Source organism: Pseudomonas sp. fls2-241-R2A-110 (assembly GCF_030209165.1).
Taxonomy (GTDB): Bacteria; Pseudomonadota; Gammaproteobacteria; order Pseudomonadales; family Pseudomonadaceae; genus Aquipseudomonas.
Genome location: NZ_JARVSN010000017.1, coordinates 57,950 through 72,586, shown reverse-complemented (window position 1 = coordinate 72,586; position 14,637 = coordinate 57,950). Strand labels below are relative to the sequence as shown.

Annotated in this window: 11 protein-coding genes; 7 read left to right on the top strand and 4 right to left on the bottom strand. The window is 61.4% G+C overall.

Annotated elements, in window-relative coordinates; translation table 11 throughout:
- Positions 1–95 precede the first annotated feature (95 nt).
- Positions 96–968 (top strand): thioredoxin, encoded by an 873-nt coding sequence (gene trxA, locus QRN31_RS12985; protein WP_285432405.1) that lies wholly within the window; start codon positions 96–98, stop codon positions 966–968.
- On the opposite strand, the gene QRN31_RS12980 is transcribed toward trxA, so the two are convergent.
- Positions 965–1,312 (bottom strand): hypothetical protein, encoded by a 348-nt coding sequence (locus QRN31_RS12980; protein WP_285432404.1) that lies wholly within the window; start codon positions 1,310–1,312, stop codon positions 965–967. The two genes, trxA and QRN31_RS12980, sit on opposite strands and share 4 nt — an antisense overlap.
- A 135-nt stretch (positions 1,313–1,447) precedes the next feature.
- Here QRN31_RS12980 and QRN31_RS12975 point away from each other — a divergent pair, with 135 nt between their 5' ends.
- The 5 genes from QRN31_RS12975 (at position 1,448) to QRN31_RS12955 (ending at position 5,571) form a co-directional block, all read left to right on the top strand.
- Positions 1,448–2,020, top strand: a complete 573-nt coding sequence (locus QRN31_RS12975) for a DUF2796 domain-containing protein (protein ID WP_285432403.1) — start codon at positions 1,448–1,450, stop codon at positions 2,018–2,020.
- A 136-nt stretch (positions 2,021–2,156) separates the two neighbouring features.
- The gene (locus tag QRN31_RS12970; RefSeq protein ID WP_259156179.1) at positions 2,157–2,867 is read left to right on the top strand and encodes an ABC transporter ATP-binding protein; all 711 of its coding nucleotides are present in this window, start codon (positions 2,157–2,159) and stop codon (positions 2,865–2,867) included.
- Position 2,868: 1 nt separating this feature from the next.
- The gene (locus QRN31_RS12965) at positions 2,869–4,134 is read left to right on the top strand and encodes an ABC transporter permease (protein ID WP_208671250.1); all 1,266 of its coding nucleotides are present in this window, start codon (positions 2,869–2,871) and stop codon (positions 4,132–4,134) included.
- Between the two features lie 11 nt (positions 4,135–4,145).
- Complete coding sequence (locus QRN31_RS12960; RefSeq protein WP_090179313.1) at positions 4,146–4,664, top strand: DUF3299 domain-containing protein; 519 nt, start codon at positions 4,146–4,148, stop codon at positions 4,662–4,664.
- A 208-nt stretch (positions 4,665–4,872) separates the two neighbouring features.
- Positions 4,873–5,571: an OmpW/AlkL family protein gene (locus QRN31_RS12955; RefSeq protein ID WP_285432400.1), complete on the top strand. Its 699-nt coding sequence runs from the start codon at positions 4,873–4,875 to the stop codon at positions 5,569–5,571.
- Between the two features lie 119 nt (positions 5,572–5,690).
- Here the strand turns inward: QRN31_RS12955 and pgnE are convergent, their stop codons facing one another.
- Entirely contained in the window at positions 5,691–6,620 is a 930-nt protein-coding gene (gene pgnE, locus QRN31_RS12950; RefSeq protein WP_285432398.1) for a UDP-N-acetylglucosamine epimerase PgnE, read from the bottom strand.
- Positions 6,613–7,497 (bottom strand): sugar nucleotide-binding protein, encoded by an 885-nt coding sequence (locus tag QRN31_RS12945; RefSeq protein ID WP_285432396.1) that lies wholly within the window; start codon positions 7,495–7,497, stop codon positions 6,613–6,615. The genes pgnE and QRN31_RS12945 overlap by 8 nt, the downstream gene beginning before the upstream one ends.
- 307 nt (positions 7,498–7,804) lie before the next feature.
- On the opposite strand from QRN31_RS12945, the gene QRN31_RS12940 reads away from it, so the two are divergent.
- The gene (locus QRN31_RS12940) at positions 7,805–12,121 is read left to right on the top strand and encodes a DEAD/DEAH box helicase (protein ID WP_285432395.1); all 4,317 of its coding nucleotides are present in this window, start codon (positions 7,805–7,807) and stop codon (positions 12,119–12,121) included.
- A 119-nt stretch (positions 12,122–12,240) separates the two neighbouring features.
- Here the strand turns inward: QRN31_RS12940 and QRN31_RS12935 are convergent, their stop codons facing one another.
- Complete coding sequence (locus QRN31_RS12935) at positions 12,241–14,355, bottom strand: mechanosensitive ion channel family protein (protein ID WP_285432393.1); 2,115 nt, start codon at positions 14,353–14,355, stop codon at positions 12,241–12,243.
- Positions 14,356–14,637 lie beyond the last annotated feature (282 nt).

The following is a 14,637-nucleotide window of genomic DNA, read 5'->3' as shown; positions in this document are numbered from 1 at the left end:
CTCAAGATTCACCCGATGACTGATTGCCAACCCGCTTCCGGCCGCCCACCACCAAGCCGTATAGTGGCCTTATTCACGCTTCCAAGAGATCCCCCATGAGTCAGGAAACGCCGTATATCTTCGACGCCACGACTGCCGATTTCGACCAGTCGGTGATCGAGAACTCCTTCCACAAACCGGTGCTGGTGGATTTCTGGGCCGAATGGTGTGCGCCCTGCAAAGTGCTGATGCCAATGCTGCAGACCATCGCCGAGAGCTATCAGGGCGAGTTGCTGCTGGCCAAGGTCAATTGCGACCTAGAACAGGACATCGTCGCCCGTTTCGGCATTCGCAGCCTGCCAACCGTGGTGCTGTTCAAGGACGGTCAACCGGTGGATGGCTTTGCCGGCGCGCAACCGGAATCGGCGGTGCGGGCAATGCTCGAGCCTCATGTTCAGATGCCACCACCGGCAGCGACCGACCCCATCGAGCAGGCTCAGGCCTTGTTCGACGACAGCCGCTTCGCCGACGCCGAAGCCGTGCTCAAAGTGCTGCTGGGCGAAGACAACACCAACGCTCGTGCACTGATTCTCTATGCCCGCTGCCTGACTGAACGTGGCGAGTTGGGCGAAGCACAAACCGTGCTGGATGCGGTGAAAAGCGATGAGCACAAAGCGGCGCTGGCCGGCGCCAAGGCGCAGATCCAGTTCCTCGGCCAGGCCAAGGACTTGCCGGATGCGGCCGACCTGAAAGCGCGCCTGGCGAAAAATCCGCTGGACGATGAGGCGGTGTATCAACTGGCGATCCAGCAGTTGGCCCGCCAGCAATACGACGCGGCGCTGGATGCGTTGCTCAAACTGTTCATCCGCAATCGCAGCTACAGCGAAGGCCTGCCGCACAAGACCTTGCTGCAGGTGTTCGAACTGCTGGGCAACGATCACCCGTTGGTGACCACCTACCGCCGCAAACTGTTTGCCGCGCTTTATTAAGCCTCGTTGATCCAGCTGTAGAGCGGCGTATCGCCGCCGCTCGTCACCTTCACATCGGCGCAGTGACGCAGGCGCACCAACAGGCGTTTGCCCGAGGCTGCGCTGCCGGTCAGCCCTTCCAGTTGATCAAGCAAGTCCGGCCCGCTCAATTGCCCGGCCTTGCGCAGCAGGTCTTTGGCAATCTGCCACAGCGCATCATCCTGATTCACCGGCTTGGCCGACGCCGCAACGGCCTCAGGCTGGGTCACTTGCAGCTGCGCGCCGAGTCGCGCCCAGTCGCTGTCATCCATCTCCAGCGTCAAATCCACCGGCCAGTCGCCGATGCTTCCGCGAATTCGCAACATGAGTCTGCTCCCGCACATTTCTGACGTGCATGCTCCCATGTGACTTGCGCAACGCCAAGCAGACGGTCAAACTCGCCGCACTTACGTTATAAGATTACATAACAAATTATTCATTTTGCTTTCCGGAGACCCGTCATGCGCCGTCTGCTTCTCGCTTTGCCGTTTGCCCTGCTGCCGCTGGCCGTAGCCCATGCTGCGGATGAACACGACCATGAGCATGGCAGTCTCGGTGCACACGAACATGGCGTCGGTCGCCTGAACGCGGCGCTGGATGGCCAGACTCTGGAACTGGAGCTGGAAAGCCCGGCGATGAACCTGGTGGGCTTCGAACACGCCGCCACCACCGATGCCGATAAAGCCAAGGTCGCCGCCGTCCGTGCGCAGCTGGAAAAACCGCTGGCGCTGTTCAACCTGCCCAAAGCCGCCGGCTGCACAGTGGCGACCCAGGAACTGGAAAGCCCGCTGTTCGGTGACAAACCAGAGGCCGATCACGATGAAGACGCCAAGGACGAACACCACCACGACCACAGCGAAATCCACGCGCACTATCAATTCACCTGCGCGGCCCCGGGTGCTTTGAAAAACCTGGATCTGGCGAATATTTTCAACACGTTCCCGGCGACCCAGAAGATTCAGGTACAACTGATCAGCCCGAGCGGCCAGCAAGGGGTTGAAGTGACCGCCAAGGCTGCTGCCCTCAAATTCTAAATCCACCGCAAATCCAATGTGGGAGCGGGCTTGCTCGCGAAGGGGCCGTCACATTCAACGGAGACGTTGACTGACATGACGCTTTCGCGAGCAAGCCCGCTCCCACAAGGTTCACCACCAACCTGACCGGTTTCACATGACCCAAGCACTCATCGAACTGTCCGACCTGGGCTTCAGTTGGCCCGGTCACCCGCCGCTGCTGGATATCCCGGCGTTTCGCCTGGAGCCCGGTGAAACCCTGTTCCTCAAAGGCCCCAGCGGCAGTGGTAAAACCACCCTGCTCGGCCTGCTCGGCGGTGTGCAGAAGCCCGATCGCGGCAGCATCCGCCTGCTGGGCCAGGAACTGACCGAACTCGGTGCTGGCGCACGTGACCGTTTTCGCGTCGATCACACCGGCTACATTTTCCAGCAGTTCAACTTGCTGCCGTTTCTCTCGGTACGCGAAAACGTCGAGCTGCCTTGCCACTTCTCCAGACTGCGCGCCGAACGGGCGAAACAGCGTCACGGCAGTGTCGATCAGGCCGCAGCCACCCTGCTCGCCCATTTGGGCCTGAAGGATGAAAGCCTGCTCAGCCGCCGCGCCGATTCGCTGTCCATCGGCCAACAGCAACGGGTCGCCGCTGCTCGCGCATTGATCGGTCAGCCCGAACTGGTGATTGCCGACGAACCGACCTCAGCCCTTGATTACGACGCGCGCGAAAACTTTATTCGCCTGCTGTTCGCCGAGTGCCGCGAAGCCGGATCGAGCCTGTTGTTTGTCAGCCATGACCAGAGCCTCGCGCCACTGTTCGATCGTCATTTGTCGCTGGCCGATCTCAATCGCGCCGCCACCCCGTCCGAGGTTTGAGATGTATTTGTTTCGTCTAGCCCTGGCCAGCCTGGCTAACCGCCGTTTCACCGCGATTCTTACCGCGTTCGCCATCGCCCTGTCGGTCTGCCTGTTGTTGGCCGTGGAGCGGGTGCGCACCGAAGCCAAGGCCAGTTTCGCCAGCACCATCAGCGGCACTGACTTGATTGTCGGTGCGCGGTCCGGTTCGGTGAACCTGTTGCTGTACTCGGTGTTTCGCATTGGTAACGCCACCAACAACATTCGTTGGGACAGTTTCGAGCACTTCGCCAACGACCCGAAAGTGAAATGGGCGATCCCGATGTCCCTCGGTGATTCCCATCGCGGTTATCGCGTGATGGGCACCACCGAGGCGTACTTCGAGCATTACCAGTACGGCCATCAACAGCACCTGGAACTGGCCGATGGCCGCGCCTTCGCCACCGATCCGTTCGAGGTGGTGCTCGGCGCCGAAGTGGCTGATGCGTTGCACTACAAGCTCGGCGACAAACTGGTGCTGTCACACGGTGTGGCAGCGATCAGCCTGGTCAAGCACGACGACAAGCCATTCACCGTGGTCGGCATTCTCAAACGCACCGGCACCCCGGTGGATCGCACGCTGCACATCAGCCTCGGTGGCATGGAAGCCATTCACATCGACTGGCACAACGGTGTGCCCGCGCGCGGCAACGGTCGGATCAGCGCCGATCAGGCGCGCAACATGGACCTGACGCCACAAGCGATCACCGCGTTCATGCTCGGCCTCAACAACAAGATTTCCACCTTCGCCGTGCAGCGTGAAATCAACGAGTTTCGCGGCGAACCAATGCTGGCGATCCTGCCGGGCGTGGCGCTGCAAGAACTCTGGAGTCTGATGAGCACGGCGGAAAAAGCCTTGTTCGTGGTCTCGCTGTTTGTGGTGCTGACCGGGCTGATCGGCATGCTCACGGCAATTCTCACCAGCCTCAATGAACGTCGCCGCGAGATGGCGATTCTGCGTTCGGTGGGCGCGCGGCCGTGGCACATCGCGACCTTGCTGGTGCTGGAAGCGTTCGCTCTGGCACTGTCGGGAGTGATTGCCGGCGTGGCGCTGCTGTACGTATGCATCGCCGCGGCGCAGGGGTATGTGCAAGCCAATTATGGTTTGTATTTGCCGCTGGCCTGGCCCAGCGAATATGAATGGACGCTGCTCGGTGGCATCCTGATCGCCGCACTGCTGATGGGCAGCGTGCCGGCTTGGCGCGCGTATCGCCAATCTCTGGCCGATGGCCTGTCGATCCGACTATGAGGACGTTAACGATGCCCCGCGCCCTGCTTGCGCTGTTGATGCTGGTTGCCCTGCCGCTATGGGCAGCCGAGCCGAAAGAACTGACTTGGTCGGAAATGATTCCACCGGACGCCATGCCGGAAGTGCCGAACATGACGCCGCTGCACGACCTGTCGCAGATGGGCAATGCGCTGGCCGCTGAATCGGCGCCTGCCGCCAAACAAGACATGCCCAACGCGCCAGTGGTGAAGAGTCTTGATGGTCAGAACATTCGCTTGCCGGGCTACATCGTGCCGCTGGAAGTGAGTGAAGAAGGTCGCACCACGGAGTTCCTGCTCGTGCCGTATTTCGGTGCCTGCATCCATGTGCCGCCACCGCCGTCGAATCAGATCGTGCATGTGAAAAGCGCCGTCGGCGTGAAGCTCGATGAGCTGTATCAGCCGTACTGGATCGAGGGTGCGTTGCAGGTGAAAGCCTCGACCAGCGAGTTGGCCGATGCGGGGTATCAGATGGAGGCTGACAAGATTTTTGTGTATGAGCTGCCGGAGTGAATCCGGTCGTGATGTGGTGTTTGATAGATAGCCTTCGCGAGCAAGCCCGCTCCCACAGGGATTAGGCGATCCCTTGCTCGCGAAGAGGCAATCCGCCGCACCCTAAAAAAAGGGCCATCACTGTTTCATTGAGCTGCATCAAAAGACCGGATCAGACGCCTCCGTACCATTGGACATCGAATATTTTTAACGTCCTTTGGAGCCCTCCATGCACAAGTCCAAGCTCTGCGCGTCGCTACTTGCCCTCGCGCTCGCAGCCCCGCTCGCCTACGCCCACGAAGCGGGCGACATCATCGTTCGTGCCGGTGCAATCACCGTCAACCCCAAAGCCGACAGCTCCAGCGTCAAGGTCGACCAAGGCCCGCTGGCCGGCACCAATCTGGGTGGCAAGGCCACCATGAACAGCGACACGCAACTGGGCTTGAACTTCGCTTACATGATTGACAGCCACTGGGGGGTCGAGCTGCTGGCGGCCTCGCCATTCGAGCATGACGTGAAGCTCAAAGGCACTGCCCTGGGCGCAGCCAACGGCAAACTCGGCACCCTCAAACACCTGCCGCCCACCTTGAGCGTGGTGTACTACCCGCTGGCTGCGAAGTCCCCGTTCCAGCCGTATGTCGGTGCAGGTATCAACTACACCTGGATCTACGACGAACACGTCAGCAGCGAAGCCCAGGCCAACGGCTTCAGCAATTTCAAGGCGGATAACTCTTGGGGCATGGCGTTTCAGGTCGGTGCTGACTACATGATCACCGACAACATCATGCTCAACGCCCAGGTGCGCTACATCGACATCGACACCACGGCGACCGTGGAAAACAACGCCGTGGCACCGGGCACTCGGGCCAAGGTCGATGTGGATGTCGACCCGTTCATCTACATGGTCGGCCTGGGTTACAAATTCTAAGGCACCTTCGTGATCGTTCCCACGCTCCGCGTGGGAATGCAGCCGGAGACGCTCTGTGTCTCAAGAGCGGACGCGGAGCGTCCATTGAGGCATTCCCACGCAGAGCGTAAGAACGATCGTCAGCGCCCCAACAACCGCGCCAGCCCGACACTCATCGGTGTCTGCTGCGGGTAGGTAAAGCGCTCGAGTAAACGCTGGTTGTTCGCGCGAGAATGGCGGATATCGCCGGAGCGCGCCGGACCGTACGTCACCGGCGGCAATTCACCAACCACCGCCTCCAGCGCTTCAAGCATCTGCTTGAGCGAGGTCGCCTGGTTCCAGCCGACATTGACCGCCCCGACTTCGACCTGCGGTTTCTCGATGCCTTGCACCAGCAGGTCGACCAGATCCTCGACGTACACAAAATCGCGCGTCTGTTCACCATCGCCGAACACGGTGATCGGTAGGCCTTTCTGCGCACGCTCGCTGAAAATACTGATCACGCCGGAATACGGCGAAGACGGGTCCTGGCGTGGACCGAAAATATTGAAGAAGCGGAAAATCACCGGCTCAAGGCCATGCTGACGGCGGTAGAAATCGAAGTAATGCTCGCCGGCCAATTTGTCCGAAGCGTAAGGCGTCAGAGGCGCTTTGGGTGTGTCCTCATCGATTGACTGACCTTCGCCATTATTGCCGTAGACCGCCGCACTGGACGCGTACAACACCCGTTTGACCCCGGTCTGGCGCATCGCTTCGCAGACATTCAGCGTGCCGATGAAATTGCTTTGGTGCGTCTTCACCGGATCATCCACCGAAGCCTGCACCGACGCCACCGCAGCCAGGTGCACCACCGCGCTGCAACCGACCATGGCCTGAGCCACCAGCGCCGCATTGGCGACATCCCCCACGATCAGCTCGACCTTCGGATTGTCCAGCGGCAGGTTGCTGCGTTTGCCCGTGGACAGGTCATCGAGAATACGCACCGAATGTCCCTTGGCAAGCAAGGCATCGGTCAAGTGCGAGCCAATGAATCCGGCGCCGCCGGTGATCAGAACAGGGTCGTCAGCCATGGCGATAAAACCTATCCAGTAAGCCCGGAAGCGCTGCGCGCCAGGCGCGAGGCTTGATCCCGAACGTGTGCAGAATTTTCTTGCAGGCCAGCACCGCGTGTTGCGGCTCTTCGGCGGCATCCGGGCGCGCGGCGTGAGCCTGGGCGGTTGGCGCTTCGATGGCCAGCGGGTGCAGGCCGCGCGCTTCGGTCAGGATGGCCTGTCCCAATGCCAGTGGCGTCGTCGCCTCATGTCCAGCGTAATGATAGGTGCCCCACAGCGGCGCCGCGCAATCGAGTTGCTTGAGCACTGAAATGATCACCCGCGCCGCGTCGTCGACCGGTGTCGGGTTACCCCGGCGGTCATCGGCCATGAGCAACTCTTCAGGCAATTCCGCCCGAGCGAGGAATCGGCCGAGGGTGCCTTCGGGACTGTCATCGAGCAACCAGCCGAATCGCAGCAGCACGTGCTGCGGGCAAGTGGCGCGCACGCTTTGTTCGATCCGCCACAGCGCTTGCCCTCGCAGTCCCAAGGGAACCGGTTCGTCTTTTTCGCTGTAAGCGGTCGCCCGGGAGCCGTCGAACACGCGATAGCTCGAAGGTTGCAGCAGCACGATGTTGTGGTGCTGGCACAGTTCGGCCAAGCGCTCGATCGCCCGCTCCTGCCCGGCAAGACGCTGTTCGCTGACTGTCTCCGCCTGGAACCAGTCGAAATAGTAGGCGAGGTTGATCAGCGCGTCTGGACGGGTGTCGTCGAGCAGCTGCGTCAGGCTCGCGGCGTCCCAGCCGTCTTGCGGTGGGCGGGGGGCGAGGAAACCGATGTCTTCCTCTGCACCGAGGCGAATCAGCGCCTGCCCAAGGGCATTTCCGCCGCCCAGTAACATAAGGCGCATTCGCATAGAGTCAGCAGGCCCAGTCTGATTGGAACAAATGGTTTATCGACACCACCCGCAGGCAATGCCATCGATAGTTACCGGAATCGTTGCATTTTGCGGGTTTAGTGCGCAACCGTCATCCGTAAAGTGTAGATCCCGGGGATTTGTGCTGCTGCCAATGACCTCATCGCGGGCAAGCCCGCTCCCACAGGGAATTGGTGTACACCGCAGAACCTTGTGGGAGCGGGCTTGCCCGCGATGAGGCCCTAACGGCCAGCGAAGATCTTGAGCGGTACTTGCATCTTCGCCAACTCACCCGCATAAATCAGACATGAACCTGCCCATCCCCGCAGACAGCGCCCTGAACGGCTTTCACCCCGCCGTCAGCGCCTGGTTCAGCAAAACCTTCCCGACGGCCACCGCCGCCCAGGCCCGGGCGTGGCCGATCATTCGCCAGCACCGCTCAACGCTGATCGCCGCGCCCACCGGCTCCGGCAAAACCCTCACCGCGTTTCTCGCCGTTATCGATGATCTGGTTCACCGTGGCCTGGAGAGCGAAGACGGGCTGCCGAATGAAACCCTCGTGGTCTACGTCTCGCCGCTCAAAGCCCTGTCCAACGACATTCAGATCAACCTGCAAACCCCGCTGGCGGGGATCACCGAGCAATTGCGGGTCATGGGCTTGCCCGAACTGCAGATCAACACCGCCGTGCGCACCGGCGACACACCGCAAAAAGACCGCTCGGCGATGCGCAAAACCGCGCCGCACATTCTGGTGACCACCCCCGAATCCCTTTACGTGCTGCTCGGCTCCGACTCCGGCCGCAAAATGCTCGGCACCACGCGCACGGTGATCGTCGATGAGATCCACGCCATTGCCGCCAGCAAACGCGGCAGCCATCTGGCCCTGAGCCTCGAACGCTTGCAGGCCTTGTGTGCAGAACCGTTGATGCGCATCGGCTTGTCAGCCACGCAAAAACCCATCGAAGCGGTCTCGCGCTTTCTCGTTGGCCGTGATCGCGAGTGCGAAATCATCGACATCGGCCATGCCCGTCCACGGGACCTGGGCATCGAAGTGCCGCCCGTGCCCCTGTCGGCGGTGATGGCCAATGATGTCTGGGAACGGGTGTACGACCGGCTCGCCGCCCTGGCCCGGGAGCACCGCACCACCCTGATTTTCGTCAACACCCGGCGCCTGGCCGAACGCCTGAGCCGGCACTTGAGCGAGCGCCTGGGCAAAGACGCCGTCGCTGCGCACCACGGCAGCCTGGCCAAGGAATTTCGCCTGGACGCCGAGCAACGGCTCAAGCGCGGCGACTTGCAAGTGCTGATCGCCACGGCATCGCTGGAATTGGGGATCGACATTGGCGACGTCGACCTGGTGTGCCAGATCGCTTCGCCGCGCTCGATCTCCGGGTTTCTGCAACGGGTTGGCCGCTCCGGGCACCAGGTCGGTGGCACGCCCAAGGGCCGGTTGTTTGCCATCACCCGCGATGACTTGATCGAATGCGCCGCCCTGCTCGACTGCGTGCGCCGTGGCGAACTCGACACCTTGCAGATCCCCAAGGCACCGCTGGATGTCCTGGCCCAGCAGATCATCGCCGAGGTCAGTTGCCAGGAATGGCAGGAGCAGGCCTTGCTGGAGATGTTCCGCAAGGCTTCGCCCTACGCCGAACTCGACGAAAAACATTACCAGGCGCTGCTGCAGATGCTCGCCGAGGGCTACAACGGTCGCCAGGGTTTGCGCAGCGCTTATCTGCATCGCGATGCCCTGACCCGAACCCTGCGCGGTCGCCGGGGTGCCAAACTGACGGCTGTCACCAGCGGCGGGACCATTCCGGATAACGCCGATTACAGTGTGCTGCTGGAGCCTCAAGGCCTGAACATCGGCAGCGTCAACGAAGACTTTGCCGTGGAAAGCATCGCCGGAGATGTCTTCCAGCTGGGCAATACCTCGTATCGAATCCTGCGCGTCGAAACCGGCAAGGTTCGGGTCGAGGATGCTCAGGGCCAGCCGCCGACCATTCCGTTCTGGCTCGGTGAAGCGCCGGGGCGCAGCGCGGAACTGTCGTTTGCCGTGGCGCGCCTGCAAGCGCAACTCGATGAATTGCTCGGCACCACGCCCGGTGATTTGCAGCCCGCCATCGACTGGCTGACCGACACCCTCGGCCTGAACCTCGCCAGCGCCGAACAACTGGTCGATTACCTGGCCCGTGCGCGCCTGACCCTGGGCGCGCTGCCGTCACAAGACACGCTGCTGATGGAGCGGTTTTTCGACGAGACCGGCGGCACGCAACTGATCATCCACACGCCGTTTGGCAGTCGCATCAACCGCGCCTGGGGTCTGGCCCTGCGCAAGCGTTTTTGCCGCACCTTCAATTTCGAACTACAAGCCGCCGCCAGCGAAGACGCCATCGTGCTGTCGCTGTCCACCAGCCACAGTTTCGAACTCAATGATGTCTGGCGCTACCTGCACAGCAACACCGCCGAACACCTGCTGATTCAAGCGGTGCTCGATGCGCCGCTGTTCGGCGTGCGCTGGCGCTGGAATGCCGGTGTCGCGCTGGCATTGCCGCGCTATACCGGCGGGCGCAAAGTCGCGCCGCAGATCCAGCGCATGAAGAGTGAAGACCTGATCGCCAGCGTGTTCCCCGATCAGATTGCCTGTGTGGAAAACCTCGCCGGCGAACGTGAAATCCCCGAGCATCCACTGATCGAACAAACCCTCGACGATTGCCTGCACGAGGCTATGGACAGCGAAGGCTGGCTCGCATTATTACGACGCATGGAACGTGGCGAGGTGCGGTTGATCAGCCGCGATTTGCCGGCGCCCTCGCCACTGGCGGCAGAAATCCTCAGCGCCCGTCCCTACACCTTTCTCGACGATGCGCCGCTGGAAGAACGCCGCACTCAAGCGGTGCTCAACCGGCGCTGGACCGACCCGCAGTCCACTGACGACCTCGGTGCGCTGGATGGCGAAGCGATCCAGGCCGTACGCGACGAAGCCTGGCCAACGCCCACCAGCGTCGATGAAATGCATGAAGCGTTGATGAGCCTGGCGTGCATTACCGAGACCGAGGCGCAGGCCAATGCGCATTGGCTCGATTGGCTGAACGCACTTGCGAACAGTGGGCGCGCCAGCCGTTTGCAGATCGACGCCGGGCAATCTCTTTGGCTGGCACTGGAGCGACTGACTTGCCTGCGGGCGATTTATCCACAGGCCGATTTGCTGCCACCGATTGAGGCGTTGCCGGGGTTCGATGAAGCCTGGGAGCCGGATGAAGCGGTGCTGGAAATGATCCGCGCGCGGCTCAGCGCCTTTGGCCCACTGCCGCTCGAAGCGATTGCCGAACCGTTGGGACTGCCCACGTCGCAAGTCACCCAAGCGCTCGCGCGCCTGGAGCGCGAAGGTTATGTATTGCGCGGCCAATTCACACAGGGAGCCGCTGGGGAAGAATGGTGCGAACGGCATTTGCTGGCGCGGATTCATCGCTACACGGTCAAGCGTCTGCGGCGGGAAATCGAGCCGGTGGCGTTGCAGGACTTCATGCGATTTCTGTTCGACTGGCAGCACCTGTCCACCGCCACCCAAGGCCAGGGCAACGCGGTATTGCCCGCCATCGTTGCTCAGTTCGAAGGTTACCCCGCCGCCGCGTCTGCCTGGGACAGCGACATCCTGCCGACGCGGATCAAAGGTTATTCGGCGAGTTGGCTGGATGACCTGTGCCGCAGCGGCAAACTGGTCTGGACGCGCCTGACCGCGCGCAATAAGTCCGCCAGCACGGCGCTGCGCAGCACGCCGATTGTGTTGCTGCCACGCAGCCAGGTCGGGCTCTGGAGCAGCCTGACCGAGCAGACGCCGATCAGCGAACTCTCGGCCAAGACACAAAAAGTCCATGAGGCGCTGAGCCAACATGGCGCGCTGTTTTTCGATGAGCTGATTCACGAGGCGCACCTGCTGCGCGCGGAGCTGGAAATTGCCTTGCAGGAACTGGTCGGCGCCGGGCTGGTGAATGCCGACAGTTTCGCCGGCCTGCGTGCGCTGATTACCCCGGCCAGCAAACGGCAGAATCGCAGCAGCCGACGCGGACGCGGGGCGTTTGTCGGCGGGATGGACGACGCCGGGCGCTGGGCCTTGTTGCGTCGCGGGCCGATGGCGTCGGTTGTGGATAACAAACGTGCGGCGGCGACGCCGAACGACACGCTGGAACATATCGCCATGACCTTGCTGCGCCGCTACGGCGTAGTGTTCTGGCGTTTGCTTGAGCGTGAAGCGGACTGGCTGCCGAGCTGGCGGGAGTTGCTGCGCACGTTCCATCGGCTGGAGGCTCGCGGCGAGATTCGGGGTGGGCGCTTCGTCAGTGGCTTGGCCGGAGAACAGTTTGCGTTGCCAGAGGCCATTCCCCTGCTGCGTGAAGTGCGGCGACGGCCGCTGGACGGGAGTTTGATCGCGGTGTGCGGGGTTGATCCACTGAACCTTGCCGGGACGCTTTTACCCGGCGTGAAAGTGCCGGCGTTGGCGAGTAATCGGTTGGTGTATCGCGACGGGTTGCCGGCGGCTGCGGAGATTGCCGGCAAGCAGGTGTTCTGGCTGGAGCTGGATCAGCAATCGACTGCCGAGCTTCACAACAAGCTGATCCGGCATTGAGGTTTTCTTCGCCGGCCCCATCGCGAGCAGGCTCGCTCCCACATTGAATTTGTGTAACGCCGCAGATCCCCTGTGAGAGCGGGCTTGCCCGCGATGAGGCCAGCAGCAACAACTCAAAATCACTGGCTACGCGGCTGATCCGGCAACAACACCGGCGAATTCTCCGCAACAGGCCCGCCCTCTTCTTCCATCACCCGATGTGGCATCAAAACCTGCTGTGGATAAGTCTGCGCGAAATGCACCCACGGGCTGTTATCCACAAGCTTTTTCAAACGCTGGTTAAACGCCCGGCTCACTGCATATTGCCCGCCCGACACCGTGCGGAACTGCGCGGTCAGCACTACGCCGTTGAGGTCCATCTTGTCGACGCCGAAGACATCAAGCGGCCCTTGCAGGTTGTACTTGAGAAAGGCGTCATCACGGATCGAATCCCCTGCCTCGCGGATCAACTCGATGGCCTTGTCGACATCAGTGTCATAGGTGAACTGCACCGAGAAAAACGCATACGCAAATTGCCGCGATTGGTTGGTCACGGCCTTGATCTGGCCGAACGGCACCGAGTGCACAAAGCCCTTGCCGTCACGCAAGCGCAAGGTGCGAATGGTCAGGCCTTCGACCGTGCCTGCGTGACCAGAGTCGAGCACGACCCAGTCGCCAATCGACAAGGTGTCTTCGATGATGATGAACAGCCCGGTGATCACGTCCTGCACCAATTGCTGCGAGCCGAAACCGATGGCCAGGCCGACGACCCCGGCACCGGCCAGCAGCGGCGCAACGTTGATCCCAAGGTTGGCCATGGTGGTGATCGCGCAGATCACCACCAGGATGATTTTGATCGCATTGCGCAGCAGCGGCAGGATGGTTTTGACTCGCGTACTGGGCTGCGTCGTGCGTTTGTTGACTGGCGGTTTCAGCGCTTCCTGAATCGCCGTATCGAGCACCACCCACAGCAACCAGGTCACAAGAAAGATCAACCCCATGCTGCTCAATGAATCACTGATCGCCCGGCCCACCGAGTTTTGCTCGGCGAATTTGAACAGCGACACGCCCCAGATCCGCCCGAGGATTTCGATGAAGGCCACGGCCATGACGATCCGCAGCAAGGCGTGCAGCAAACTGAGGAAACGTTCCTTGTAAGCGCTGCTGTGCTGGATCGCTTCGATCTGACGCGACTTGAACATGTGCTGGAAAATCGTGCTGAGAAACACCGTGGCGATCAGCAAGATGGTGGTGAACAGCGCACAGCGCAGGGCCTTCTGATTGTCATCGCCAACGCCGATCAGGTTGATCGCCGAGACCATGACCATCAGCAGGATCGGCCAGTACCAGAGCCCGGAAAAAATCCGCAGGGACTCTTGCAGCGAAGGCTGTTTGAGGCGTTGGGCCAACGGCCGGTTGCGGATCAGATGCGCCACCGGGCGCCTTAGACGAATCACCAAGAGTCCGAAGATGATCGAGACAAAAAAACCGCTGAGCACGGCAGCGCTGCTGGTGATGTTGCCGCCCAGTTGACGGGCGATTTGCGGGCTGGTCAACGCATCGCTGAGCGCCGCGAGGAAGCCGATCAGGAACAACGGTTTTGGGCAGTAATTGCGGATAATCCGCACCGCTGTGCGTTTGTGGCCGGTGTTGAACATGACGATCACACACAGCAACACCGAGGTCGAAAAAATACCGCTGCTGGTGGCGTAGGCAAAACACAACGCCAGCGCCCGGCCCACCGAGGCGGGCAGGAAATGGCTGACGTAGAGGGTCAACGGCAGGCAGATCACGGCCGGTAGCGTGTAAGGCGTCACATAATTGAGCAGGTCCTGGCTGCGTTGGCGGGTACGCAACCAGCGGCCCTGGTTCAGGCGCTTGGCCAGGATCCCACCGAGTACGGTAAGCAAGGCAAAGCTGCCGAGCCATACCCCGGACAACATCAGGAAGTCGCCGATCACGCTCCACCCTGAGCGACTTGAGGGGCGATTGACCAGTTTGTCGACTTCATCGGCGGCTCGATCAGCCCGCAGGCGCCAGGCGTCGATGAGGTTTTCGTTGAGATCGAGCTTTTCCTGGACATCGTCGATGCTGGAACTGATAGCTCCGAGCAGACCGCCCTGGACCAACGGTTCAGGCGTTGCCGGTTCCTCGGCAACCGCAGCGGGAACACCCGGCAGCGTGACGGCTTCCAGCTCGTTGCTGCCAAGGAACAGCAACGCCCCCAGTAGTATCGCGGTCTTGAACTTGAGCAAAACGGGGAGCTCCTTCGAAAGGGTCTGTAAGGAACTGATCGGGAAATGCCGGGCAAGTTCGGTTTTGCCCGCGAGATAACAGTCAGCATGCTCCCCAGCCTGATCGTTCCCACGCTCCGCGTGGGAATGCAGCCAGGGACGCTCTGCGTCCCAAGAGCGGACGCAGAGCGTCCGGTGAGGCATTCCCACGCGGAGCGTGGGAACGATCATTACCGGCAGGACAATCTTTGCGCACAAGGCAAATATCAAATGCCCGCCCCTGTATTTTTCCGCACAACCCAA

Bases quoted from the DNA above. Each gene is read 5' to 3' on its own strand.
- trxA (WP_285432405.1), top strand. From the start codon at position 96: ATGAGTCAGGAAACGCCGTATATCTTCGACGCCACGACTGCCGATTTC.
- QRN31_RS12980 (WP_285432404.1), bottom strand. From the start codon at position 1,312: ATGTTGCGAATTCGCGGAAGCATCGGCGACTGGCCGGTGGATTTGACG.
- QRN31_RS12975 (WP_285432403.1), top strand. From the start codon at position 1,448: ATGCGCCGTCTGCTTCTCGCTTTGCCGTTTGCCCTGCTGCCGCTGGCC.
- QRN31_RS12970 (WP_259156179.1), top strand. From the start codon at position 2,157: ATGACCCAAGCACTCATCGAACTGTCCGACCTGGGCTTCAGTTGGCCC.
- QRN31_RS12965 (WP_208671250.1), top strand. From the start codon at position 2,869: ATGTATTTGTTTCGTCTAGCCCTGGCCAGCCTGGCTAACCGCCGTTTC.
- QRN31_RS12960 (WP_090179313.1), top strand. From the start codon at position 4,146: ATGCCCCGCGCCCTGCTTGCGCTGTTGATGCTGGTTGCCCTGCCGCTA.
- QRN31_RS12955 (WP_285432400.1), top strand. From the start codon at position 4,873: ATGCACAAGTCCAAGCTCTGCGCGTCGCTACTTGCCCTCGCGCTCGCA.
- pgnE (WP_285432398.1), bottom strand. From the start codon at position 6,620: ATGGCTGACGACCCTGTTCTGATCACCGGCGGCGCCGGATTCATTGGC.
- QRN31_RS12945 (WP_285432396.1), bottom strand. From the start codon at position 7,497: ATGCGAATGCGCCTTATGTTACTGGGCGGCGGAAATGCCCTTGGGCAG.
- QRN31_RS12940 (WP_285432395.1), top strand. From the start codon at position 7,805: ATGAACCTGCCCATCCCCGCAGACAGCGCCCTGAACGGCTTTCACCCC.